Here is a 24,016-nt window from a genome sequence, read left to right as displayed (position 1 = left end):
CGAAGCATCGATATGGATCTCCAATTCACCCCCAAAGAGCAAGCCTATCGCGATGATGTGCGGGCCTTCCTCAAAGACCAATTGCCCTCCCGCATTGCCAACAAGGTGAAAGCTGGCCAACGCCTGAGCAAAGCCGACCAGCAAGAATGGCACGCCATCCTCAACAGCCGCGGCTGGTTAGCCAACCACTGGCCCGAGGCCTATGGCGGCCCCGGCTGGAGCACCGTGCAGAAGTTTATTTTCGACACCGAATGTGCACTGGCGGGTGGCCCGCGCATTGTGCCGTTTGGCGTAAACATGCTGGGTCCGGTGCTCATCAAATATGCCAATGCGCAGCAAAAAGCGCACTGGCTGCCGCGCATCCTGAGCGGCGAAGACTGGTGGTGCCAGGGGTACTCCGAACCCGGCGCAGGCTCAGACCTGGCGTCGGTCAAGACCACTGCAGTCAGGGTCACCGACCCTGGCGGCGACCACTACATTGTCAACGGTCAGAAGACCTGGACCACCCAAGGCCAGCACGCCAACATGATTTTTTGCCTGGTGCGCACCGACCGCGAGGCAAAAGCCCAATCGGGTATCAGCTTCTTGCTGATGGACATGAATTCACCGGGTGTGGATTTGCGCCCTATCCGGACGCTGGATGGCGACTGCGAGGTGAACGAGGTGTTTTTCACCAACGTGAAAGTGCCCGCCGAAAACTTGGTCGGTGAAGAAAACAAGGGGTGGACTTACGCCAAATACCTGCTCACCTATGAGCGCACCGGTATTGCCGGCGTGGGCTTTTGTATTGCGGCGCTGGCCAAGCTCAAAGTGATTGCCGCGCGGGTCTTGAAAAACGGTAAACCCCTCGACCAAGACCCGCTGTTCGCAGCCCGTATAGCCCGTGTAGACATCGATCTTGAGAATATGAAGACCACCAATCTGCGGGTCATAGCCGCTGCCGCCAGCGGCAGTGCGCCCGGGGCGGAGAGCTCCATGCTCAAAATCCGCGGCACCGAGATCCGGCAAGAAATCCTGTCGCTCATCCGCCGTGCCATGGGGCCCTATGCCATTCCGTTTGAAGAAGAAGCGCAGTACGCCGGGTATGCAGAGACACCACCAGGGGAACCCGAGGCCGCGACCGCAGCGGCCCACTACTTCAACTACCGCAAGCTGTCGATCTTCGGTGGCTCCAACGAAATCCAGAAAAACATCATCTCCAAGATGATTTTGGGCTTTTGAGCCTTGGCAAAAGGGACGCACCCATGAACTTCCAACACACCGAAGACCGCCGCATGCTGGCGGATTCGCTGAATCGCTTCCTCTCTGAAAAAAATGCGATCGAGCGCCGCCACCAGAGCGCTGGCAGCGCGCTTGGCTTTTCCCGGGAGGTCTATGCGGCCTTGGCGGAGTTGGGCACCATCGGCGCGCTGTTTCCGGAGGATGCAGGTGGCTTTGGCGGCACCGGTTTTGATGTGAGCGTGGTATTCGAATGCCTGGGTCGCAACTTAGCGGTAGAGCCTTTGCTAGGCGCGCTGGTAGTCGGGCAAGCGCTGATCGCAGCGGGCACCGACGCGCAGCGGGCCACTCTGGAATCCATCATGGCGGGCACAAGCGTTGCGGCACTGGCACACGAGGAGCCCGGCAGCCATTACGAGCTAAGCCATGTCACCGTGAGCGCAACACAGGCAGTCGCTCCATCAGCCACTGGCTGGGTGCTGAATGGCCGCAAGGCGGTGGTACCCATGGGCGATGCGGCCAACCTGCTATTGGTGTCGGCCCGCACCGCGGGCCAACCGCTGGACGCCGACGGCATCAGCTTATTCCTTATCCCGGGCGATGCTCCGGGTTTGAGCCGGCGTGGGAATGGCCGCATCGACGGCGGCCATACTGCAGAGCTCACCTTTACGAACGTGGCGGTAGATGCCAACGCCCTGCTCGGCACACAGGGCCAAGGCTTAGCTGTACTGGAGCACATCAACGGCTACGCGCTTTTGGCGCTGGCAGCAGAAAGCCTGGGCGCCATGGACATGGCCAAAGACCAGACGCTGGAATACCTGCGCACCCGCAAACAGTTTGGGGTGCCGATCGGCAGCTTCCAAGCGCTGCAGCACCGCATGGCCGACTTGCTGCTGGAAGTGGAGCAAGCTCGCTCGGCGGTGATCAACGCCGCAGCTGCAGTAGACAACACCGATCGCACAACACGGGAGCGAGCCTTGTCTGCCGCGAAGTACAGCGTAGGCCGTATCGGCACGCTGGTGGCGGAAGAAAGCATCCAGATGCATGGCGGCATCGGCATGACCTGGGAGCTGCCACTGGCGCACTATGCCAAGCGCCTGGTGATGATTGACCACCAGTTTGGCGACGAAGACCACCACCTGGCCCGCTTTATCGCTCTAGGGCAGGCAGCTGCCTGCGTTTGAGCCATAACGACCATGACTCACACCCTATTGAAACGCCATGACATGGAACCCACTCCACCCCAACCCGACACCACCCCGCCCGACCTACCCTTAAGCGGCGTGCGGGTGCTGGACCTCTCACGCGTATTTGCAGGGCCACTATGCGGCCAGGTGTTGGCTGACTTTGGCGCCGAAGTGATCAAGGTGGAGCACCCCGGTCGCGGGGACGACACCCGGGACTGGGGCATTCGCATTGGCAAAACCGAGACCACGTACTACAACGGAATGAACCGCAACAAGCGGTCCATCACCCTGGACCTGCAAAGCCCCGAGGCCATCAGCATCGTCCGGGAGATGCTGCCGCAGTTCGATGTGGTTATCCACAACTTCAAGACCGGTGGCGCCGAAAAGCTGGGTCTGGGCTTTGAGCAACTCAAGGCCATCAAGCCCGACCTGATCTACTGCGCCATCGCGGGCTACGACACCAGCGGTCCTGAGGCCAAGCGCCCGGGATACGACCTCGTTATTCAAGGCGAGGCCGGCTTGATGGCTTTAAATGGCGACGCCGGCATGCCGCCACTGAAATTCGGTGTGGCAGTGGTAGACATGATGACTGGTATGTACGCTGCACAGGCCGTGCTGGCCGCACTGTTTCGCCGTGAGCGCACCCACAAAGGCCAGCTGATCGAGATGGCGCTCTACGACTGCGGCGTGATGGTCACCGGCTATTACGGCCTGGACGCCCTGATCTTGGGCAAAGACCCCGCCCGCTATGGCAATGCCCACCCGTCCATCATGCCCTATGGCATGTTTGAGGCGGCCGACGGCCCGTTGATCATTGCAGTGGGCAACAACAACCAATTTGACAAGTTCTGCCGCCAGGTGGTGATGCGGCCTGACATCGTCGAAGACCACCGCTTTGCCACCAACGTGGAGCGTGCCCGCAACCGGGTGGCTTTGGCTCCCCTGCTCACCGACCTGATCTGCCAGTTCCCACGCGAGGTGCTGTTGGAGCGCTTGATGGCCCAAGGCATCCCCTGCGGCAAAGTGGCTGGCTTGCACGAAGCGCTCACCAGCGAGCGCACCCAACGTGGCGGGCTGGTGCAAAACATGCCGCACCCTGTGGCAGGTACCACCCAAGTATTTGCACCGCCCTACCGGCTGGACGGTCAGCGCCTGCCGATCCGCAATGCGCCGCCCACCCTGGGCGAAGGCACACGCGAGGTGCTGACGCAACTGCTACACATGACCGACGCCCAACTGGAGGCGCTGCGCGCCCGGGGCGTGCTGACGCTACCCGAATAAAACCCTTTCACCCAAACCACAACGAGGAGACGTAGACATGACAACACTCATCCCACGCCGCACACTGGTCACCGCCCTGGCGGCCGCAACAGCACTTGCTACTCTCGGGCACGCGGGTACCGCTATGGCCCAAAGCTGGCCCAGTAAACCCATCAAACTGATCGTGCCCTACGCAGCCGGTGGTGCCACTGACATCACGGCCCGTGCAATCGGCGAAAAGCTGTCAGCCCGCTTGGGTCAACCAGTCCTGGTGGACAACCGTGGCGGGGCCGGCGGCGTTACCGGCACCGATGCGGCACTCAAAGCCCCTGCAGACGGCCACACCCTGCTGCTGTCACTGGGCACCACCATGCTCATCAACCAGTACCTGTACGAAAAACTGCCCTACAACCCACAAAAAGACCAAGCCCTGATCACGCAAATCGCTCTGGCCCCGGTCGTGTTGCTGGTGAATCCGCAGCTTCAGGTGTCCAACGCACCCGAGTTGTTGGCCTACATTGAGAAAAACAAAAACAAGGTGGCGTACGGGTCATGGGGCATGGGCTCTTACTCTCACCTCGCCGGTGCTTGGCTGTCTGACAAGCTCAAGGCGGACATGAACCATGTGCCCTACAAGGGCGAGGCCCCCATGCTGCAAGATTTGGTGGGTGGCCAGTTTCAAATGGCTTTTGCCAGCCTGCAGTCTGCCCGCCCCTATATCGACTCAGGCAAGCTCAAAGCGCTGGCAGTGACCGGCGGCCAGCGCATGGACGCGCTGCCCAAAGTCAGCACCATGGCCGAGCAAGGCATCAAGGACGAGGTGTTTCAGGTCACCGGCTGGTTGGGCATGAGCGCGCCGGCCAAAACACCACCCGAGGTGGTGGCCCGCTTGGGCACAGAGGTGCAAGCCATCCTGGCGCTGCCCGATGTGCGTGACCGCATCTTGCAGATGGGTTTTATTCCCGTCGGCAGCAGCCCCGAACAGTTCAACGCTCAGTTCAAAAAAGACGCACCGGTGTGGGAGCGCGTGGTCAAGGTGTCTGGCGCCACCCTGGAGTGATTTCGATGGTGGTGCTCAGGCCTCTTGGGTAACGCGGTAGATGCCAAGGCTCACCAACACCAAAGCGGCGAGGTACTTCCACTCCAGAAGTGACTCGCCCAAAAAGAGTGCGGATAGGCCTGCACCAAACACCGGCACCAGGAAGCTGTACAAAGCCACCGTGCTCACGCGGTTGTATTTGAGTAGCACGCCCCAGAGCGCAAAAGCCACTGCCGACAACAGTGCCATGTAAGCCAGCAGCACGCCCGCTGGCCACGAAAAGCCACTGATATGGCCCCCGGCGCCCCACCCTATGCCTACCAGCACCACCCCGCCGATACCGAGTTGGTAGCCTGTCATGACCACTGAGTCCATGTGTTGTGAAAGCCGCTTTCCATACAGGGATGCGGACGACAACACCAGCGCAGCCAGCACCACAAAGCCTTCTCCCAGCCAGGAGAAACCTGTGTCGGTCGGATGGGCATCGCCCAGCAACCCACCCACGTTCACCGCCAGCACCCCTGCGAGGCCCAGCACGCAACCTGATATCTTGCGCCATGTCAGGGTGTCGTTGTGGTACAAAAAATGCGCCAGCAGCACACTGAAAAACACGCCGGAGGTGTTGAGAATGGACGCTTTCACCCCGGTGGTGTTGGCAATGCCGATGTAGAAAAAGATGTACTGCAGTGTGGTTTGGAACACCCCCAGTGCAGCCATTTCACCCACCTGAGCGCGCTGCAATCGCACGTCCTTGCCAGTGAGCTTGGCGAACATCAGGAGCAAAGCGCCAGCCCCTACGAACCGATAGCCCGCAAACAGAATCTGGGCAGCCAAGTCGCTGCGACTGATCTCCAATAAAGCGTAGCCCTGCTTGATAGCCGGATAGGCGCTACCCCACAGCAGGCAACACAGGCCTGCAAGCAGGAAAACATTTCGTGAACGGGTGAAAAAAAGCATAGGGGGACACGCAAATTCAAACTGGGTTCATTGTCCCGTATCGGAGGCGAAAGTCTTTGCTCCCCTCGGCAACATACAAAGTTCAATTTGAAAACTTGACGTTGTGCAACGCCACCTCTCCTCGCCCCCCGATTTTTTGGCAACTGTCGCAGCGTCCCTGTCAGTGGAACATAGGCACATCGGTAACCCATGTGACACATGACGGGTTTCTCCGTATGCCCAAGGAGCATGGATATTTCTAATATCCAAAAAAAAGAACGCCCGTTCTATTTAACAAAACTTGGAGCCAGAACCATGTCCAATTTCAAACGTATTGCAGTGAGCTCTGCAGTCCTGAGCACGCTCGTAGCTTGTGGCGGAGGCAGTAGCGGAGATACTGCATCGATCACCGGCCTGGCAGCTACCGGTGCCGCTATGGCGAATGCCGCAATCAATGCCAAGTGCACCACCGGTAGCACGATCACGGGAACAACCGATGCGAACGGAATGTTCGATCTGAAGCTTGGCGATCGGACCGCACCATGCCTCATTCGGGTCACAAAAGGCTCCACCACGTTGCACAGCTTTGCAAGTGCCTCCGGTCGCACCAACGTGACGCCGCTCACCGACATTGTGGTTGCCAGAGCATTCGGTGGACGTCCGAGCGATGCCATGGAATCTTTCAGCGCTGCAACAGGCAGCAAGATTCAGACTGGATTAGCTGCAGCTAAGACCTACGCAAAGACACAAGTCACAGCCCTAGCGGGAAGTGCCCCAGCAGGCGATATTCTCACTGGGGTCTTCAAAGTGGGCGACGCCGATGACGTCATCTTGGACAAATTGAAAGCTTCGCTCGAGGCGGCTGGAAAGTCTTACGATGATCTACGTGTCGGTGCAGCTACAGGGGGAACACTGGAGGCCACGCTAGACCGGGGCAAGTTAATTGGTGAACCCACGACGCTCGCCACATTGACGGCCAGTTCCATCGACGCCTTGACTGCTGGAAATGGCTTGCAGGCTTTGACTGGATTAGCGAAATGTGACGTCAAGGTCATCAAGCTGAAATACAAAACCGTAGGGGTGGCGGGCGAGGCAGCTAGCTCTTCCGCGGTCATGCTGGCGCCCACCGGGACGTGCACTACAGCCGCAGGTTTGGTCGCATATGCAAAGGGTACCGACGTACAAAAAACGCGGACGTTGGCAAATCCTGAAGACCCCGAGACATTTCTGCTCACTGCCATGTACGCAGCCAACGGCTATGCTGTAGTTGCAACCGACTATCTCGGATTTGCAGACTCCGACTACTCTTATCACCCTTACCTCCATGCTGACTCTGAAGCCAGCGCGGTCATTGACTCCATCCGCGCTGCGCGAAACGCCGCTACCAAGGTGAGCGCAAATCTCTCGGGTAAGGTGATGTTGACTGGCTACTCACAGGGCGGACACGCTTCCATGGCAGCGCACCGCGCCATCGAACGTGACAACGCAAACGAGATTTCGGTTGTTGCAGGCGCTCACTTGGCTGGACCGTACAACTTGTCAGGCTCGTTCAAGCTGCCCAATGCCATCGCGGGGTATCAGTTTTTTGTTACCTACTTAGTCACTGCTTGGCAAAAGGTATACGGCGACATTTACACCGACGTTAATTCGGCCTTTAAGCCGGCCTACGCAACAGGTATCGAAAATTTGTTGCCAAGCGCTACGTTGAACTACACCACCTTAGTTACCGGCGGCAAACTTCCAGGCGCTTTGGGCGAAACGCCTGACCAAGCCCGCGACGCGCTGTTTCAAGCAGCGTTCATCACCGACAGCCGAACAAACGACAACAGCCCACTCTATTTGGCGGGCAAGAAAAATGATCTTTTGGGCTGGAGCCCCAAATCCAAGCTTTTGCTCTGTGGTGGATCTGGAGACCCCACAGTTCCGCCCGCAATACATCAATTGGTGATGAAAGCCGACTTTGACACACGTAGCCTAAGCAATGTAAGTTCCGTAGACGTAGATCCGTTCATCAAATCAGTCTATGGCAAGGTTTTGGAAACATCACCTACAACCTATTACGGCAACTACCACGGCACCTACGAGCCCCCGTTCTGCCATGCCCAAGCCAAAGCCGTTTTTGATGCAACTACAAAACTGTAAAAGTATCTGACGATTTTCATTCGAATAGGCAGCCTGTGAGGCTGCCTTTTTCATAAGAAGACTATCAAGAAAAACCGCGCAGTCCTGATGGGATCTGCGTGGCTAGCTACTGAATTTATAGCGTTCTTGAGCAGCGAACTTACTTCTTCTGCGGCGGCACATCCGTGCAGCTGCCATGCGCAATCTCCGCCGCCATACCGATGCTTTCGCCCAGCGTGGGGTGCGGGTGGATGGTCTTGCCGATGTCCACTGCGTCTGCGCCCATCTCGATAGCAAGTGCAATCTCGCCGATCATGTCGCCCGCATGCGTGCCGACCATGCCGCCGCCCAGGATTTTGCCGTGGCCGTGCGCTTCCGGAGAGTCATCAAACAGCAGTTTGGTAACGCCTTCGTCGCGGCCGTTGGCAATGGCGCGGCCCGATGCCGTCCAGGGGAACAGGCCCTTCTTGACCTTAATGCCCTGCGCCTTGGCCTGGTCTTCGGTTAGACCGACCCATGCCACTTCGGGGTCAGTGTAGGCCACGCTGGGGATGACACGGGCGTTGAACGCAGCCGCAGCCAATTCCTTGTTGCCTTGCAGTTCACCGGCGATCACTTCAGCCGCCACGTGCGCCTCATGCACCGCCTTGTGCGCCAGCATGGGCTGGCCCACGATGTCGCCGATGGCGAAGATGTGCGGCACGTTGGTACGCATCTGGATATCGACGTTGATGAAGCCACGGTCGGTCACCGCCACACCGGCTTTCTCGGCGCTGATCTTCTTGCCGTTGGGCGTGCGGCCCACGGCTTGCAGCACCAGGTCGTACACCTGCGGTGCGGGGGCGGTGCCGCCCTCTTCCGCCGGCGCAAACGTCACTTCAATGCCTTCAGGCAAGGCGCGTGCGGACACGGTCTTGGTCTTGAGCATGATGTTGTCGAATCGCTTGGCGTTCATCTTTTGCCAGATCTTGACCAAGTCGCGGTCGGCACCTTGCATCAGGCCGTCCATCATTTCCACCACGTCCAGGCGTGCGCCCAGCGTGCTGTAGACGGTGCCCATCTCCAAGCCAATGATGCCGCCACCCAAAATCAACATGCGCTTGGGCACTTCTTTGAGCTCCAAGGCGCCGGTGGAATCGACCACGCGCGGGTCGCTGGGCATGAAAGGCAGGCGCACGGCTTGCGAACCGGCTGCGATGATGGCGCGCTTAAAAGCGATAATTTTCTTGCTGCCGGTCTTCTCTTGCGCTGTGCCGCTGGTTTCTTCCACTTCGAGGTGGTTGGCACCTACGAAATTGGCGTAACCGCGCACGGTGGTCACCTTGCGCATTTTGGCCATGGCCGCCAAGCCACCAGTCAGCTTGCCGATGACCTTTTCCTTGTGGCCGCGCAGCTTGTCAATGTTGACCACGGGCGCGCCGAAGTCCACACCCAGGTCCGCCATGTGGCTGACTTCGTCCATGACGGCTGCCACGTGCAGCAATGCCTTGGAGGGAATGCAACCCACGTTCAAGCACACGCCGCCTAGGGTGGCGTAACGCTCGACCACAATGACCTTGAGGCCCAAATCCGCAGCACGGAACGCTGCCGAATAGCCGCCGGGCCCGCCACCGATGACGACCACGTCGCACTCCATATCTGCACTGCCGCCGAAGCTGCTAGCCACTGGGGCCGGACCCGTGGGGGCCGCTACAGAAACAGGAGCTGCTTGCGCAAATGTGGCGGGCGCCGCAGCCGGTTTTGCTTCAGAAGCTGCACCAGCAGCTTCGAGCATCACGACCACAGAACCCTGCTTGACCTTGTCGCCGATTTTGACCTTGAGTTCGGTCACTACACCACCGTGGCTGGCCGGGATCTCCATGGAGGCCTTGTCGGACTCCACGGTGATCAGGCTTTGCTCAGGCTTGATGGTGTCGCCGACTTTGACCAGCAGTTCGATGACAGCGACTTCGTCGAAGTCACCAATATCGGGAACCTTGATTTCTACGATTGCCATATTCAGGTTCCTGTCTTAAAGCAGCACGCGGCGGAAGTCACCCAGGATCTGGCCCAGGTACACGTTGAAGCGGGCAGCCGCAGCGCCGTCGATCACGCGGTGGTCCCAGGTCAGCGACAAGGGCAGCATCAGGCGTGGCTGGAAGGCCTTGCCGTCCCACACGGGTTCCATCTCGCTCTTGCAGACGCCCAGTATGGCGACTTCAGGGGCGTTGATGATGGGCGTGAAATAACGGCCACCAATGCCACCCAATGAGGAGATGGTGAAGGTTGCGCCACTCATGTCGGCTGGGCCGAGCTTGCCGTCACGGGCCTTCTTGGCCAGCTCACCCATTTCCTGGCTGATCTGGAAGATGCCTTTCTTGTCGGCGTCCTTGATCACAGGCACCACCAAGCCGTTAGGCGTGTCGGCCGCAAAACCGATGTGGTAGTACTGCTTGTAGATCAGAGCATCGCCGTCCAGCGAGCTGTTGAACTCAGGGAACTTCTTGAGCGCAGCCACGCAGGCCTTGATCAGGAAAGCCAGCATGGTGACCTTAACGCTTGCGTTATTTCCAGCTTTTGCCGACTTTTCGGTCTCCAGGTTGGTCGAGACACGGAAGGCTTCGAGGTCGGTGATGTCGGCGTCGTCGTGGTTGGTGACGGCCGGAATCATGACCGCGTTGCGCAACAGGTTGGCACCGCTGATCTTCTTGATGCGGGACATTTCCTTGCGTTCGATCGGGCCGAACTTGGCAAAGTCCACCTTGGGCCATGGGATTAAGCCCAAGCCTGCACCGTCGTTGCTGCCGGAAGCCTTGGCTTGCGCGGCAATGGCCAGCGTTTGCACCGCACCGCTCATCACAGAACGAGTGAAGCCTTGCACGTCCGCCTCGGTGATACGGCCCTTGAGGCCGGAACCCTTGACTTCGTTCAGGGGCACGCCCAGCTCGCGGGCGAACTTACGCACGGATGGGGATGCATGGGGCAAACCGAGGGTGGTGCCACCGGGCGCATGCGCGGGCACCGCCACAGCAGCAGGCGCTGCAACAGCAGCAGCTACCGGAGCGGGTGCCGCAGCCGCTGCTACGGGCGCTGCAGCAGCCGGCGCCGCCACAGGAGCCGGAGCAGCAGTAGCCACACCTTCCAGAATCACCACCAAGTCACCGATGTTCACGGTGTCGCCCAGCTTGACCTTGATTTCCTTCACCACACCAGCGGTGCTGGAAGGAATCTCCATGGAAGCCTTGTCCGACTCGACAGTGATCAGGCTCTGCTCCACCTTCACGGTGTCGCCAACCTTGACCAGCAGTTCGATGACGGCCACGTCTTTGAAGTCGCCGATATCCGGCACAAACACATTCACGGGGCCGGAGGCTGCAGGCGCAGCAACCGGGGCTGCCGCTACAGAAACAGGAGCTGCCGGCGCAGACACCGCGAGCGCTGGAGCCGCTTTTGGCTCTGCAGCGGGTGCTGCAGCAGCACCAGCGGCTTCCACCATGACGACCACGGAGCCTTGCTTGACCTTGTCGCCCAGCGCAATCTTGATTTCCTTCACCACACCGGCGGTGCTGGAAGGAATCTCCATGGAGGCTTTGTCGCTCTCCACGGTAATCAGGCTTTGCTCCACCTTCACGGTGTCGCCCACTTTGACCAGCAGTTCGATGACTGCGACTTCGTCGAAGTCACCGATATCCGGGACTTTTACTTCTACCAATGCCATGTTGTTGTCTCCGGAGTTCTTAGGCGTACAGGGGGTTGACCTTGTCGGTGTTGATGCCGTACTTGGCGATGGCTTCTGCCACCTTGGCCACGGGCACGGTGCCGTCTTCGCTCAGGGCCTTCAGGGCGGCAACCACGATGTAGTGGCGGTTCACCTCGAAGTGTTCGCGCAGCTTGCTGCGGAAGTCGGAGCGCCCGAAGCCGTCTGTGCCCAGCACCTTGTAGGTCCGGCCCTTCGGCACGAACGGACGGATTTGCTCGGCGTACGCTTTCATGTAGTCGGTGGATGCCACCACTGGGCCGGTGGACTTGTTCAGCTGCTCGGCCACGAAAGGCACACGTGGAGTTTCCAGCGGGTGCAGCAGGTTCCAGCGGTCAGCGTCCTGGCCATCGCGGGTCAGTTCGTTAAAGCTTGGGCAGCTCCACACGTCAGCGCCGATGCCCCAGTCTTTCTCCAGCAGCTCTTGCGCAGCAATGCTTTCGCGCAGGATGGTGCCGGAGCCCAGCAACTGCACGCGAGGTGCCTTGGCCAGCTCAGGGCCTGCCTTGCACTGGTACATGCCCTTGATGATCTGCTCTTCCGTGCCGGGCTGCAGGCCGGGCATGGGGTAGTTTTCGTTCAACAGGGTCAGGTAGTAGAAGACGTTGTCTTGCTTCTCGACCATGCGCTTCAAGCCGTGGTGCAGGATCACGCCGACTTCGTGGGCGAAGGTCGGGTCGTAAGAAATGCAATTCGGAATGGTGCCGGCCATGATATGGCTGTGGCCGTCTTCGTGCTGCAAGCCTTCACCGTTCAGGGTGGTACGGCCGGAGGTGCCGCCCAACAAAAAGCCACGCGCTTGCATGTCGCCAGCCGCCCAGGCCAGGTCGCCGATACGCTGGAAGCCGAACATCGAGTAGTACACGTAGAACGGCACCATGATGCGGTTGCTGGTGGAGTAGCTGGTGGCTGCAGCGATCCAGCTGCTCATGCCGCCGGCTTCGTTAATGCCTTCTTGCAAAATCTGGCCAGCCTTGTCTTCCTTGTAGTACATGACCTGGTCTTTGTCGACCGGGGTGTACTGCTGGCCTGCGGGGTTGTAGATACCCACTTGGCGGAACAAGCCTTCCATACCGAAGGTACGGGCCTCGTCCACCAGAATCGGCACCACGCGTGGGCCCAAGGCCTGGTCGCGCAACAACTGGGTCAGGAAACGCACATAGGCTTGGGTCGTCGAGATCTCACGGCCTTCGGCGGTGGGCTCCATGACGGCCTTAAACACTTCGAGTGAAGGCACGGTGAAGCTCTCGTCCGCCTTGGTGCGGCGGTGCGGCAAGTAGCCACCCAAGGCCTTGCGGCGCTCGTGCAGGTACTTCATTTCAGGGGTGTCGTCTGCAGGCTTGTAGAACGGCACCTTGGGCAACTCGCTGTCCGGCACGGGGATGTTGAAGCGGTCGCGGAAGGCCTTGATGTCTTCGTCGGTCAGCTTCTTGGTCTGGTGAACGGTGTTCTTGCCTTCACCGGCCTTGCCCATACCAAAGCCCTTGACGGTCTTGATCAACAAAACAGTGGGCTCGCCCTTGTGGTTCACGGCCTTGTGGAAGGCTGCGTACACCTTCTTGGAGTCATGGCCGCCACGGCGCAGATCGAAGATTTCTTCGTCGGACATCTTGGAGACCATCTCCAGGGTGCGGGGGTCTTTGCCGAAGAAATGCTTGCGGACGTAGGCGCCATCGTTGGCCTTCATGGCCTGGTAATCGCCGTCCAGGGTTTCCATCATGATCTTCTTGAGCGCGCCGTCCTTGTCGCGTGCCAACAAGGCATCCCAGCCGGAGCCCCACAAGAGCTTGATCACGTTCCAGCCGGCACCGCGGAACTCGCCTTCAAGTTCTTGCACGATCTTGCCGTTGCCACGCACCGGGCCGTCCAAGCGTTGCAAGTTGCAGTTGATCACGAACACCAAGTTATCCAAGCCTTCGCGGGCCGCCAGGCCAATCGCGCCCAAAGACTCCACTTCGTCCATCTCGCCGTCGCCGCAGAACACCCAGACCTTGCGGTTTTCGGTATTGGCAATGCCGCGAGCGTGCAGGTATTTCAGAAAACGGGCTTGGTAGATCGCCATCAAGGGGCCCAGGCCCATAGACACGGTAGGGAACTGCCAGAACTCGGGCATCAACTTGGGGTGCGGATAGCTCGACAGACCCTTGCCATCCACTTCCTGGCGGAAGTTGAGCAGCTGCTCTTCCGTCAAGCGGCCTTCGAGGTAGGCGCGGGCATACACGCCGGGGGACACGTGGCCCTGAATGTAGAGGCAGTCGCCGCCGTGGTTTTCGCTTTCAGCGTGCCAGAAGTGGTTGAAGCCGGCGCCAAACAGGCTGGCCAGCGAGGCAAAAGAGCCGATGTGACCACCCAAATCCCCGCCATCTGCGGGGTTGTGGCGGTTGGCCTTTACGACCATGGCCATGGCGTTCCAGCGCATATAGGCGCGCAGGCGCTCCTCGATTTCGAGGTTGCCGGGGGAGCGCTCTTCGTCCTGGGGCTCGATGGTATTCACATAACCGGTGGTGGCCGAGAAAGGCATGTCGATGCTTTTCTGGCGAGCGTGCTCGAGCAGTTGCTCCAGCAGGAAGTGCGCGCGCTCAGGGCCCTCGGCCTCGATGACAGCGCTGAGCGCATCCATCCATTCGCGGGTTTCCTGGCTGTCCATATCGGACACGCCCAAAGGATTCTGGGGAACTGCTGCCATCGATGCCTCCTAATGCTTGGCGTAATTTAGTGCGAGTTGTCTAGTTTCGCATATTTACGCCATGATTTCAAATCATGCCTATGCGTTTCACATATTGAAATATTTATGCTGCTTTGCAGCACTTACTTACGTGTCACACCAGCCCCCTCCCCTACACTCAGGAAATGCCTTTTTCCAAAGTGATTTCCTTACCCAAACCGCTCAGCATCCCGACGGTAGATGGCGCCAAACGCTGGTGGCACCGGTTGACGCCCCACCGCCAAGACCGGGTCGCCATGCTGGCCCCCCTGGCCGCTGTGATGCTGTTTTTTGCGGCCATCGTGGCCGCCTTGGGCTACCTGCGGCTCGAAGAGATGGACCGCGAGCAAGAAGCCGTTCAACGCGATGTCGAATACACCCAGCAGCGCTTGCGCCTGCGACTCCTGGAGCGACAAGAACAAATCAGCCGCATCGCGCAAGAAATCAGTAACGGAGAGCTGGATGTTTCGGAATTCAAATCCCGCGCATCCAACCTGGTCGACCAATACCCGGAAGTTCAAGCACTCGCCTGGGTGGACGACCGCAAGCGCACCCGTGCCAGCCTGGGTATGGGGGCTAACTCGTCGGGCCCTTATCAAATGCCGGGCGATGTGCTCGCGAAAGAAGACCGCGACGCCGGATACATACTCGCCCGCCAGCTCAACCAGTTGTTGTATATCCAGCCGCCCCAGAACAAAGATGAAGGCCCTCTGCTGCAATTGCTGATTCCGCTGAGCGCGAAAAATCGCTTCTCCGGCGTGTTGATCACCGAATATTCGGTCGATGGCCTGTACCGCTACGGGGTTCCATCTGAGGTATCGGCCCGCTATGCGATTTCGCTCCAAGACTCCAGCGGTCGCCTCTTGGCCGGAACCAGCATCCCTACCCGCAAGCTGGTCAGCCGGTTCCTGCCATGGGCTGCGCCGAGCAACGAGTACTCCATGCCGGTCTCGCCCGTCGGGTCCGGCCTGGTCATCCGGGCGCAGGCCTACCGCGCTTCGTTGGGCGTCATCGGCAGCGGACTTTTCTGGCTGGTGAGTGCACTCAGTGTGTTGACGGCATGGATGTTGATCGCCAACTGGCGCCACACCCGCCGACGCTTGCAGGCACAGCAGGCGCTTATGTCCGAAACCAATTTCCGCCGAGCCATGGAGAACTCGATGCTCACCGGTATGCGCGCCATGGACCTGCAAGGGCGCATCACCTATGTGAATGCCGCCTTCTGCCAGATGACGGGCTGGACTGAATCGGACCTTGTGGGTCGCACCGCTCCTTTTCCTTATTGGCCTGACAGCGAACGTGAACATGTAGCCGCCCGACTGGAGGAAGAGTTGACTGGCAACGCCACCCCAGGCGGCATTCAAGTCCGCGTAAAGCGCAAAGACGGTAGCCTGTTCGACGCCCGGCTTTACGTATCGCCGCTCATTGATGCCATTGGCACCCAGACCGGCTGGGTGACATCGATGACCGACATCACCGAGCCCAACCGGGTGCGCGAGCAACTTACCGCCTCGCACCAGCGGTTCACCACGGTGCTGGAAGCCCTAGACGCGTCCATCTCGGTCGCCCCCTTGGGCAGTGATGAGCTGCTGTTTGCCAACAAGCTGTACCGCCAGTGGTTTGGCGTGCAGGCAGGCGGCCACTTGCAACTAGTTGCAGAGGCTGGCATGCCAAGCAGCCCAACCAATCACGACTCCGACGACAGCGTGGACTCTTTTGCGGGCCTGCCCACCACCACCCTGCAAGACAGCGACTCCGAAAGCGCCGAGATTTTTATCACCGCACTCGGGAAATGGCTGGAGGTACGCACCCGCTACCTGAGCTGGGTCGATGGCCGCCTTGCCCAAATGGTGATTGCCACCGACATCACCACCCGTCGCTTGGCCGAAGAGCAAGCCGCCATCCAGACTGAACGGGCGCAAACCGCGAGCCGCCTGATTACCATGGGAGAGATGGCCTCCAGCGTGGCCCACGAGCTCAACCAACCACTCACCGCGATCAACAACTACTGCAACGGGATGGTCTCCCGCATCAAAGACAAACGGATCTCGGAGCCGGATCTGTTGGTCGCCCTTGAAAAGACGGCCAAGCAAGCCCAGCGCGCCGGACAGATCATTCAGCGCATCCGCAGCTTTGTGAAACGCAGCGAGCCCAACCGCACCCTGTCTGAGGTCTCCACCATGGTGGCAGAGGCTGTGGAGCTGGCTGAAATTGAGTTGCGTCGATTTAACGTGCGGCTCAACCCCTATGTCGCAGCCCGCATCCCCATGGTGATGGTGGACCCGATTTTGATTGAGCAAGTGCTGGTCAACCTGCTGCGCAACGCGGCCGAGTCGATTGACTCGGCCTTGCGCCAGACATCGGATCGGATTGTGGAGTTACGAGTCGGGCCTAAGCGTATAGAAGGCAAGCCCGTCGTCGAGTTTTCGGTCCAGGACACCGGCAAGGGCTTGGCGCCGGAAGTCATGGCCCGCCTGTACGAAGCCTTCTACTCCACAAAGGCCGATGGCATGGGGATCGGGCTGTCTTTGTGCCGCTCGATCGTGGAGTCGCACCTGGGCCGAATGACGGCGGAGAACATCTACAATGGCCCTGACGTTGTGGGCTGCAGATTCTCTTTCTGGGTGCCCTTGAACGACAACGGCACGCTGACTTTCTCGGAGCCGCCCTCCCAACCCAACCTCGGATAACCGAATGAGCTTGATCCCTAAAAAAGGAACGGTTTACGTAGTCGATGATGACGAAGCAGTGCGCGATTCGCTGCAATGGTTGCTGGAGGGCAAGGGGTACCGGGTACGTTGCTTCGACTCCGCAGAATCTTTCTTGAGCCGCTACGACGCGCGCGAAGTCGCCTGCCTGATTGTCGACATCCGGATGGGCGGCATGACCGGGCTGGAGCTGCAAACCCGCTTGATTGAGACCAAGTCGCCTCTGCCTATCGTGTTCATTACTGGCCACGGAGACGTGCCCATGGCCGTCGACAGCATGAAAAAAGGCGCCATGGACTTTATCCAGAAGCCTTTCAATGAAGAGCAGCTGGTGGGCCTGGTTGAGCGCATGCTCGAACACGCCAAAGACACCTTTGCCGACTACCAGCTGGCGGTGAACCGCGATGCCCTGCTCGCCAAACTCACCTTGCGGGAGAGCCAAGTGCTGGAGCGCATTGTGGCGGGTCGCTTGAACAAGCAAATCGCCGATGACCTAGGCATCAGCATCAAGACTGTGGAGGCGCACCGCGCCAACATCATGGAAAAGCTCAGCGCCAACACCGTGGCCGATCTGCTGAAAATCGCGCTCGGCCAAAACGCCCCCAAAACTTGACGCTATCACTTTCATAGCTATTCGCGCCCGCTCTGCCTCCGCTGCGGGCGTTTTTACTTCAAGATCCGGAATGACCACCTCCCACACCGCCCAAATCATCGATGGCAATGCCCTTGCCGCTCAACTCCGCGCGGATGTCGCGCGCCGCACCGAAGCGCTCAAAGCCAAAGGGCTCACGCCCGGTCTGGCCGTAGTGCTGGTCGGTGACAACCCGGCCTCCCACGTCTATGTGCGTAACAAAGTCAAGGCCTGTTCCGACGCAGGCTTGCACTCGGTCCTCGAAAAATACGAGGCCACCATGACCGAGGCCGAGTTGCTGGCCCGGGTCGAAGCCCTGAACAACGACCCCGCCATTCACGGCATTCTGGTGCAGCTGCCACTACCTGCCCATATCGACGCCAACAAAGTCATCGAGTCGATCGCTCCCGCCAAAGATGTGGACGGTTTCCACATCGCCAGCGCTGGCGCCTTAATGGTCGGTCAGCCCGGTTTCTGGCCTTGCACGCCCTATGGCTGCATGAAGATGCTCGAAAGCATCGGCTACGACCTGCGCGGCAAGCATGCAGTAGTTATCGGTCGCTCCAATATCGTGGGCAAGCCCATGGCCATGATGCTGCTGCAAAAAAATGCGACCGTCACCATTTGCCACAGTGCTACACCCGACCTCAAAGCCATGACTCTGCAGGCCGACGTGGTGGTGGCTGCCGTGGGCAAGCGCAATGTCTTGACCGCAGATATGGTCAAACCAGGCGCGGTGGTGATCGATGTCGGCATGAACCGCAATGACGAAGGCAAGCTCTGTGGCGATGTGGACTTTATCGGCGTGAGCACCGTAGCCAGTCATATCACCCCGGTGCCCGGCGGCGTCGGCCCGATGACCATCACCATGCTGCTGGTCAACACCATGGAGTCGGCCGAGCGGGATGCGGCCGCACGGGGGCTTGTTTAATCTGCCCTCGCCCGTATCTGACCCCGTATTCACCTCACACACTCTGGCACCATGAATTCACTGCTCCAAAACGCACCCCTGCCCCTCTTTGACCGCATCGCCCCGGCGGAAGTCGGCCCTGCGGTGGATGCGCTGCTGGCACAGGCCGACGCAGCGTTGCAGCAGGTGACTGCAGACGACTTTCCTGCCGAGTGGAAAGCTATCGCATCAGTGCTCGATGTCGCTACCGAGCGCCTGGGTTTGTCTTGGGGCGCCGTGAGCCACCTCAACAGCGTCGCAGACAGCCCTGAACTGCGGGCTGCTTACAACGAGGCGTTACCCAAAGTGACCGAGTTCTGGACGCGTTTGGGCGCAGACGAGCGCCTGTTTGCCAAGTACAAGGCGATTGACAAAACCACCTTGAACCCGGAGCAACTGCAGGCCCACAAAAACGCGGTGCGCAACTTTGTACTGGGTGGTGCGGACCTGCAAGGCGCGGCGCGCGAACGATTCGCCGAAATCCAGGAAAAGCAGGCAGAACTGGGCCAGAAGTTCAGCGAGAACACCCTCGATGCCACCGACGCCTTCAGCTACTACGCCAGCCTGGCAGAGCTGGACGGTGTACCGGCCGATGTGGTGCAGGCCGCGCGCAGTGCCGCAGAAGCCGATGGGAAAGAGGGCTACAAACTCACGCTCAAAATGCCGTGCTACCTGCCGGTCATGCAGTTTGCGACCAGCAGCGCACTGCGGGGCATGCTGTACCGGGCCTATGCAACCCGTGCGTCCCAGGAAGCGGCCGAGGAGTTCCGCAAGTTCGACAACACGGACGTGATCAATGGCATCCTGGCTCTGCGCAAAGAAGAGGCCCAGCTGTTGGGCTACCCCGACTTCGCCACGCTGTCCGTAGTGCCCAAGATGGCCGACTCCCCCGAAACCGTGATTCAGTTTCTGCGTGACTTGGCCCGAAAGGCCCGTCCGTTCGCCGAAAAGGATGTCGCCGACCTGCGCGCCTTTGCGAAAGACGAGTTGCAACTGAGCGACCCGCAACCCTGGGACTGGCCCTACATCTCAGAAAAACTCAAAGAAGCCCGTTACGCCTTCAGCGAGCAAGAGGTCAAACAGTACTTCACCGCCCCCAAAGTGCTGGCAGGCTTGTTCAAAATCATCGAGACCCTGTTCGATGTAGGAATCAGCCCCGACACCGCACCGGTGTGGAATCCCGGCGTCCAGTTCTACCGCATGGAGCGCGTCGGCCCACAAGGCCGCAGCCTAATCGGCCAGTTTTACCTGGACCCGACCGCCCGCAGCGGCAAGCGCGGTGGCGCCTGGATGGACGATGTACGCACCCGTTGGCTGCGCCCGGACACCGGCACCCTGCAAACCCCGGTAGCCCACCTGGTCTGCAACTTTGCCGATGGTGTGGAGGTGAATGGTGTCAAAAAGCCAGCTTTGCTGTCACATGACGACGTGACCACCCTGTTCCACGAGTTCGGCCATGGACTGCACCACATGCTCACCCAGGTGAACGAACGCGATGTGTCGGGCATAAGCGGGGTCGAGTGGGATGCAGTGGAACTGCCCAGCCAGTTCATGGAAAACTTCTGCTGGGAATGGAATGTGCTCCAGCACATGACTGCCCACGTCGACACTGGCGAACCCTTGCCCCGTGCATTGTTTGACAAGATGCTGGCCGCCAAAAACTACCAAAGCGGCATGCAGACCTTGCGCCAGATTGAGTTCGCATTGTTCGACATGCTGCTGCACTCGCAGCACACGCCCGGCGACGACATCATGCCCTTGCTGCAGCAGGTGCGCGCCGAAGTCGCCGTGCTGCATTCCCCGAGCTGGAGCCGCTCGGCGCACACATTCAGTCACATCTTCGCGGGCGGATACGCTGCGGGTTATTACAGTTACAAGTGGGCGGAAGTGCTCAGCGCAGATGCCTATGCGGCTTTCGAGGAAACCGCTGCGGAGGATGGAACAGCCGACCCCAAAACCGGCGAACGCTACCGCACCGCGATCCTGGAAGCCGGTGGAAGTCGCCCGGCGATGGAGTCCTTCAAAGCATTTCGGGGGCGTGAGCCGTCCATCGATGCGCTGTTGCGGCACCAAGGAATGTCCGTACAGTAAACGCCGCTCCCCTGTTGCCTTTTTAGTTTTTTACACCTTTTGATGCCCAATACGATCATGCAGACTCGAACCACCATCGCCATCGGATTGATCGCCGTGTCCTTAACCGGACTGGCACAAGCACAGGGGGTATACAAAATTGTGGGGCCGGATGGCAAGGTGACTTTCTCCGACAAGCCACCTAGCGCAGCACAAGCAGCTGGCGGTGCAAACGTTCAAGCAGCCAATACGGCGGGAGCGTCTGGCACCGCAGGCCTGCCTTATGAGCTGCGCCAGATCGTGGCCAAATTCCCCGTCACGTTGTACACGTCAGCACAATGCGCTCCTTGCGACTCCGGCCGCACCTTGCTGAAGTCCCGCGGTGTTCCCTTCAACGAAAAGACCGTCTCCAACGCGGAAGACAACGAGGCGTTGCAACGGCTCTCAGGTGAATCCACGTTGCCGTTTGCCACCATCGGTGGACAAAAACTCAAAGGCTATTCAGACGCGGAATGGGTTCAATATCTGGATGCTGCGGGCTATCCGAAAGACTCGATCCTGCCCCAGACCTACCGGTACCCCGCAGCGACGCCGCTGGTGAGCATTCAAAAAGCGGCACCAGCGAAGGCACCAGAAGCAGCCAGGCCTCCCGTGGAGCCGGAAATAGCGCCGAGACCAACGGCGCCCTCGCCCTCCAACCCGGCAGGCATCACCTTTTAAAAGTAGCCGGCAAAACCCCGGCTGAGTGCCGGCATCGCTGCCGGAGAAGCGCTATGCGCGTTTCAACCAGGCTTTGATGCGCGCCAAAGTGTGAGGATCTGAAACACCGGCGAGAGGGTCGCACAGGACTAAACCGGACGTGTCCTCGGGAAAGGCGGCTGCATCATCGTCCAGGATCAGGTAGTCCTGAATATCGTGGCGTTTGATGGCGTCAGCAATCGACTCCACCCGCAGCAACCCACGGTGGGTCATTCCCAATACACGGGGGCCAAGCGGGCCCAACAGGGCCTGCATTTGCTCCACAGAGCACTGCTTGCGCCAGGTGGAGTGGATGATGACTTGCACCTCAGGGTGCGTTTCCAAGAGCCCGGCTAGATGCGGCACCCAATAAAAGAGCTGCAACCGTTCTGAAAACTCACTCAGGCTGAGCCCGGAGGTCGGCCAATCGACGATCTCTGTCGCTTTGTGGAGTACGCCATCGAAGTCCAGAAAAATAATGCGCATGGTGAATACCTCCTGCCATCCGGAATTTCGGGCAAAAAAAAGCCCATGGTTTACATGGGCTTTTTTCATTTTTGGCGGAAACGGAGGGATTCGAACCCTCGATGAGGCTCTACACCCCATACTCCCTTAGCAGGGGAGCACCTTCGGCCACTCGGTCACGTTTCCTAGCAATCGAAATTATCGCATGAGTCTGGGCGCTTTTTTCCAAACTCGCGTACCTTCATCACAAAAGCTTGCCTCAGAGCCACATTTCATCGGCGCACAAGCACCTATTCACGCTCTTTCAACCAGACCAACATACTTCCCCGCCGCTGTACATGGCCGGAGCCGACCTTCAAATGAATGCGATGGCCTCGGGTGGTACAGGCCTTGAGCTGCCGCAACAGCTCGGATAGCTGCGCCGCTTGCGGTATCTCGCCATACAGCGTTTTAAGCCAATGGCGAATGACATTGGCTTGGCGCGCAACAGATATGGCTTGCAGAGGCCGGATCAGCGGCAATTGCATCTCGGCGTGCGCAATCTGGCTCCAGTCTTCAGATGCCAGCTCCTCCAAAAGCGTGTTCGCTTGCGCAGCGTGTCGCGCACTGCGGGTGAAGGTATCGCGAAACTGCGGAAACACCGCTTCCAGTGCCGGCATCACTTGGGCCCGGATGTGGTTGCGGGTGTAACGGACATCCGCGTTGGTGGGGTCGTCTACAAATGACTCGCCTTGCTGCGCCAACCACTCACGCAATGTCTTGCCGGCAACCTGAAGCAGCGGCCTGTGAAAATGCAAACCGCCACGCTGCCAGTGTGCCGGCATTCCACTAAGGCCTGCCATGCCCGCCCCGCGGCTCAGCGCCAGCAGCATGGTCTCGACCTGGTCATCCGCATGTTGGGCCAGTGCTATCGATTGAATAGCATCTCCCGCAATCCTGGTGCCGGCTAGAGACTCAAAAGCCTTATACCGGGCGATGCGGGCAGCGTTTTCAGGACTTTGACCTGGTGCCGGTTGGGCCTCCACCTTCGCAATGTGCAAAGGCACCGCCAAGCGCGCGCAGGTTTCTTGGCAATGCTGTTCAAACCCTTGTGCAGCAGATTGCAGACCATGGTTCACATGAATTGCGACCACCTGCCCCGGCCACCGCGCTACACATGCCAACAGAAGCGCGGTGGAATCTGCGCCGCCACTGTAGGCTACCCCCAAAGGCAATGCGGGCCCGAAGGCCCGCATTGCGTGTTCAAGAGACTGTGTCATGCAACACGGCCTGGCATTTACTTCCCAGTGGCCTTGGTGTCGGTGAAGCGGCCATAACTCTGGAGACGCTCGTAACGGCGATCCAGCAGCTCTTTGACCTTCAAGTCACTGATTTGGCGGTACGCATCGGCCAGCGCCCGCTTCAAGAAAGCAGCTGCCTGCTTGGTATCGCGGTGAGCGCCGCCTACTGGCTCATTCACAATCTTGTCAACCAAACCAAGTGCTTTCAGGCGGTGTGCTGTGATGCCCAAGGCGTCGGCGGCCTCTTGCGCCTTATCAGAGGTTTTCCAGAGGATCGAGGCGCATCCTTCAGGGCTGATCACCGAGTACACCGAGTACTGCAGCATGATGACCTGGTCGGCCACCGAAATCGCCAGTGCACCGCCTGAACCGCCCTCGCCGATGATGGTCGTGATGATCGGAACTTCGAGCTGCGCCATTTCAAAAATGTTGCGGCCAATCGCCTCGGACTGTCCACGCTCTTCGGCATCAATCCCCGGATAGGCACCGGGTGTGTCGACGAAGGTGAAGACCGGGAGTTTGAATTTTTCCGCCAGCTTCATGAGGCGCAAAGCTTTGCGGTATCCCTCGGGCTTACTCATCCCGAAGTTACGCAAGCCGCGCTCTTTGGTATCGCGCCCTTTTTGCTGGCCGATCACCATGCAGGGCGTGCCATTGAACCGGGCCAAGCCACCCACGATACTCAAATCGTCCGCGAAATGGCGGTCGCCATGGAGCTCCACGAAGTGGGTGAAGATTTCGCCCACATAGTCCAAGGTATAGGGGCGCTCTGCATGGCGAGCGATTTTGGTGATCTGCCAAGGGGTCAGGTCACTGTAAATGTCTTTGGTCAGCTGCTGGCTTTTTTTGCTCAGCTGGTCGATTTCCGCAGAAATGTCGACCGCGGACTCGTTTTGCACGTAGCGCAACTCTTCAATCTTGCCTTCGAGCTCCGCAATGGGCTGCTCGAAATCGAGGAAAGTCTTTTTTGCCAA

17 protein-coding genes and 1 tRNA gene are annotated in these 24,016 nt (G+C 59.3%); 10 read left to right on the top strand and 8 right to left on the bottom strand.

Annotated elements, in window-relative coordinates; genetic code table 11:
• Nucleotides 1-12 precede the first annotated feature (12 nt).
• From U5L73_RS09790 to U5L73_RS09775, 4 genes are read left to right on the top strand one after another with little or no spacing between them, the layout of a single operon-like run.
• The gene (locus tag U5L73_RS09790) at nt 13-1,221 is read left to right on the top strand and encodes an acyl-CoA dehydrogenase family protein (protein WP_322562183.1); all 1,209 of its coding nucleotides are present in this window, start codon (nt 13-15) and stop codon (nt 1,219-1,221) included.
• A gap of 23 nt (nt 1,222-1,244) precedes the next feature.
• Nucleotides 1,245-2,402 carry an acyl-CoA dehydrogenase family protein gene (locus U5L73_RS09785; RefSeq protein WP_322562182.1) on the top strand — a complete coding sequence of 386 codons (1,158 nt, stop codon included), beginning with the start codon at nt 1,245-1,247 and terminating at the stop codon, nt 2,400-2,402.
• 42 nt (nt 2,403-2,444) lie between these two features.
• Nucleotides 2,445-3,686 carry a CoA transferase gene (locus U5L73_RS09780; RefSeq protein ID WP_322563485.1) on the top strand — a complete coding sequence of 414 codons (1,242 nt, stop codon included), beginning with the start codon at nt 2,445-2,447 and terminating at the stop codon, nt 3,684-3,686.
• A gap of 37 nt (nt 3,687-3,723) precedes the next feature.
• Nucleotides 3,724-4,725 (top strand): tripartite tricarboxylate transporter substrate binding protein, encoded by a 1,002-nt coding sequence (locus U5L73_RS09775; RefSeq protein WP_322562181.1) that lies wholly within the window; start codon nt 3,724-3,726, stop codon nt 4,723-4,725.
• A gap of 15 nt (nt 4,726-4,740) precedes the next feature.
• Here U5L73_RS09775 and U5L73_RS09770 read toward each other — a convergent pair whose 3' ends face one another.
• Nucleotides 4,741-5,661, bottom strand: coding sequence for a DMT family transporter (locus U5L73_RS09770; protein WP_322562180.1), 921 nt, complete (start codon nt 5,659-5,661; stop codon nt 4,741-4,743).
• A gap of 228 nt (nt 5,662-5,889) precedes the next feature.
• Here U5L73_RS09770 and U5L73_RS09765 point away from each other — a divergent pair, with 228 nt between their 5' ends.
• Nucleotides 5,890-7,782: a lipase family protein gene (locus U5L73_RS09765; protein WP_322562179.1), complete on the top strand. Its 1,893-nt coding sequence runs from the start codon at nt 5,890-5,892 to the stop codon at nt 7,780-7,782.
• Between the two features lie 139 nt (nt 7,783-7,921).
• On the opposite strand, the gene lpdA is transcribed toward U5L73_RS09765, so the two are convergent.
• Genes lpdA through aceE form a run of 3 tightly spaced genes read right to left on the bottom strand, consistent with a single transcriptional unit; the run spans nt 7,922 to nt 14,183 of the window.
• Nucleotides 7,922-9,757, bottom strand: coding sequence for a dihydrolipoyl dehydrogenase (gene lpdA, locus U5L73_RS09760; RefSeq protein ID WP_322562178.1), 1,836 nt, complete (start codon nt 9,755-9,757; stop codon nt 7,922-7,924).
• A gap of 15 nt (nt 9,758-9,772) precedes the next feature.
• On the bottom strand, nt 9,773-11,458 hold the full coding sequence (aceF, locus tag U5L73_RS09755) for a dihydrolipoyllysine-residue acetyltransferase (protein WP_322562177.1): 1,686 nt from the start codon (nt 11,456-11,458) through the stop codon (nt 9,773-9,775).
• A 19-nt stretch (nt 11,459-11,477) separates the two neighbouring features.
• Nucleotides 11,478-14,183 (bottom strand): pyruvate dehydrogenase (acetyl-transferring), homodimeric type, encoded by a 2,706-nt coding sequence (gene aceE / locus U5L73_RS09750; RefSeq protein WP_322562176.1) that lies wholly within the window; start codon nt 14,181-14,183, stop codon nt 11,478-11,480.
• Between the two features lie 164 nt (nt 14,184-14,347).
• On the opposite strand from aceE, the gene U5L73_RS09745 reads away from it, so the two are divergent.
• The 5 genes from U5L73_RS09745 to U5L73_RS09725 all read left to right on the top strand — a co-directional run bounded on the left by U5L73_RS09745 (nt 14,348) and on the right by U5L73_RS09725 (nt 21,279).
• Entirely contained in the window at nt 14,348-16,891 is a 2,544-nt protein-coding gene (locus U5L73_RS09745; protein ID WP_322562175.1) for a PAS domain S-box protein, read from the top strand.
• 4 nt (nt 16,892-16,895) lie between these two features.
• Nucleotides 16,896-17,522 carry a response regulator transcription factor gene (locus U5L73_RS09740; RefSeq protein ID WP_313875956.1) on the top strand — a complete coding sequence of 209 codons (627 nt, stop codon included), beginning with the start codon at nt 16,896-16,898 and terminating at the stop codon, nt 17,520-17,522.
• A 70-nt stretch (nt 17,523-17,592) separates the two neighbouring features.
• The gene (gene folD / locus U5L73_RS09735; protein ID WP_322562174.1) at nt 17,593-18,471 is read left to right on the top strand and encodes a bifunctional methylenetetrahydrofolate dehydrogenase/methenyltetrahydrofolate cyclohydrolase FolD; all 879 of its coding nucleotides are present in this window, start codon (nt 17,593-17,595) and stop codon (nt 18,469-18,471) included.
• A 51-nt stretch (nt 18,472-18,522) separates the two neighbouring features.
• Nucleotides 18,523-20,580, top strand: a complete 2,058-nt coding sequence (locus tag U5L73_RS09730; protein WP_322562173.1) for a M3 family metallopeptidase — start codon at nt 18,523-18,525, stop codon at nt 20,578-20,580.
• 42 nt (nt 20,581-20,622) lie between these two features.
• Nucleotides 20,623-21,279 carry a glutaredoxin domain-containing protein gene (locus U5L73_RS09725; protein WP_416221292.1) on the top strand — a complete coding sequence of 219 codons (657 nt, stop codon included), beginning with the start codon at nt 20,623-20,625 and terminating at the stop codon, nt 21,277-21,279.
• 51 nt (nt 21,280-21,330) lie between these two features.
• Here the strand turns inward: U5L73_RS09725 and U5L73_RS09720 are convergent, their stop codons facing one another.
• The 4 genes from U5L73_RS09720 to U5L73_RS09705 all read right to left on the bottom strand — a co-directional run bounded on the left by U5L73_RS09720 (nt 21,331) and on the right by U5L73_RS09705 (nt 24,016).
• A complete protein-coding gene (locus U5L73_RS09720) occupies nt 21,331-21,783 on the bottom strand; it encodes an HAD domain-containing protein (protein WP_322562172.1) in 453 nt (150 codons plus the stop codon).
• 72 nt (nt 21,784-21,855) lie between these two features.
• A tRNA-Ser gene (locus U5L73_RS09715) sits at nt 21,856-21,948 on the bottom strand.
• A 104-nt stretch (nt 21,949-22,052) separates the two neighbouring features.
• Complete coding sequence (gene tilS / locus U5L73_RS09710) at nt 22,053-23,021, bottom strand: tRNA lysidine(34) synthetase TilS (protein WP_322562171.1); 969 nt, start codon at nt 23,019-23,021, stop codon at nt 22,053-22,055.
• A gap of 17 nt (nt 23,022-23,038) precedes the next feature.
• Nucleotides 23,039-24,016, bottom strand: coding sequence for an acetyl-CoA carboxylase carboxyltransferase subunit alpha (locus tag U5L73_RS09705; protein ID WP_322562170.1), 978 nt, complete (start codon nt 24,014-24,016; stop codon nt 23,039-23,041).

This window comes from Rhodoferax sp., from assembly GCF_034520025.1.
GTDB lineage: Bacteria > Pseudomonadota > Gammaproteobacteria > Burkholderiales > Burkholderiaceae_C > Allorhodoferax.
The sequence above is the reverse complement of the archived record's forward strand: the minus strand, read 5'-3'. Positions and strand labels throughout refer to the sequence as shown.

Coding starts and splice junctions, on each gene's coding strand:
- U5L73_RS09780 (WP_322563485.1), top strand. CDS start 2,445: ATGGAACCCACTCCACCCCAACCCGACACCACCCCGCCCGACCTACCC.
- tilS (WP_322562171.1), bottom strand. CDS start 23,021: ATGACACAGTCTCTTGAACACGCAATGCGGGCCTTCGGGCCCGCATTG.
- U5L73_RS09785 (WP_322562182.1), top strand. CDS start 1,245: ATGAACTTCCAACACACCGAAGACCGCCGCATGCTGGCGGATTCGCTG.
- U5L73_RS09730 (WP_322562173.1), top strand. CDS start 18,523: ATGAATTCACTGCTCCAAAACGCACCCCTGCCCCTCTTTGACCGCATC.
- U5L73_RS09745 (WP_322562175.1), top strand. CDS start 14,348: ATGCCTTTTTCCAAAGTGATTTCCTTACCCAAACCGCTCAGCATCCCG.
- U5L73_RS09790 (WP_322562183.1), top strand. CDS start 13: ATGGATCTCCAATTCACCCCCAAAGAGCAAGCCTATCGCGATGATGTG.
- U5L73_RS09725 (WP_416221292.1), top strand. CDS start 20,623: ATGCCCAATACGATCATGCAGACTCGAACCACCATCGCCATCGGATTG.
- U5L73_RS09775 (WP_322562181.1), top strand. CDS start 3,724: ATGACAACACTCATCCCACGCCGCACACTGGTCACCGCCCTGGCGGCC.
- U5L73_RS09770 (WP_322562180.1), bottom strand. CDS start 5,661: ATGCTTTTTTTCACCCGTTCACGAAATGTTTTCCTGCTTGCAGGCCTG.
- aceF (WP_322562177.1), bottom strand. CDS start 11,458: ATGGCATTGGTAGAAGTAAAAGTCCCGGATATCGGTGACTTCGACGAA.
- U5L73_RS09720 (WP_322562172.1), bottom strand. CDS start 21,783: ATGCGCATTATTTTTCTGGACTTCGATGGCGTACTCCACAAAGCGACA.
- aceE (WP_322562176.1), bottom strand. CDS start 14,183: ATGGCAGCAGTTCCCCAGAATCCTTTGGGCGTGTCCGATATGGACAGC.
- U5L73_RS09740 (WP_313875956.1), top strand. CDS start 16,896: ATGAGCTTGATCCCTAAAAAAGGAACGGTTTACGTAGTCGATGATGAC.
- lpdA (WP_322562178.1), bottom strand. CDS start 9,757: ATGGCAATCGTAGAAATCAAGGTTCCCGATATTGGTGACTTCGACGAA.
- U5L73_RS09765 (WP_322562179.1), top strand. CDS start 5,890: ATGGATATTTCTAATATCCAAAAAAAAGAACGCCCGTTCTATTTAACA.
- folD (WP_322562174.1), top strand. CDS start 17,593: ATGACCACCTCCCACACCGCCCAAATCATCGATGGCAATGCCCTTGCC.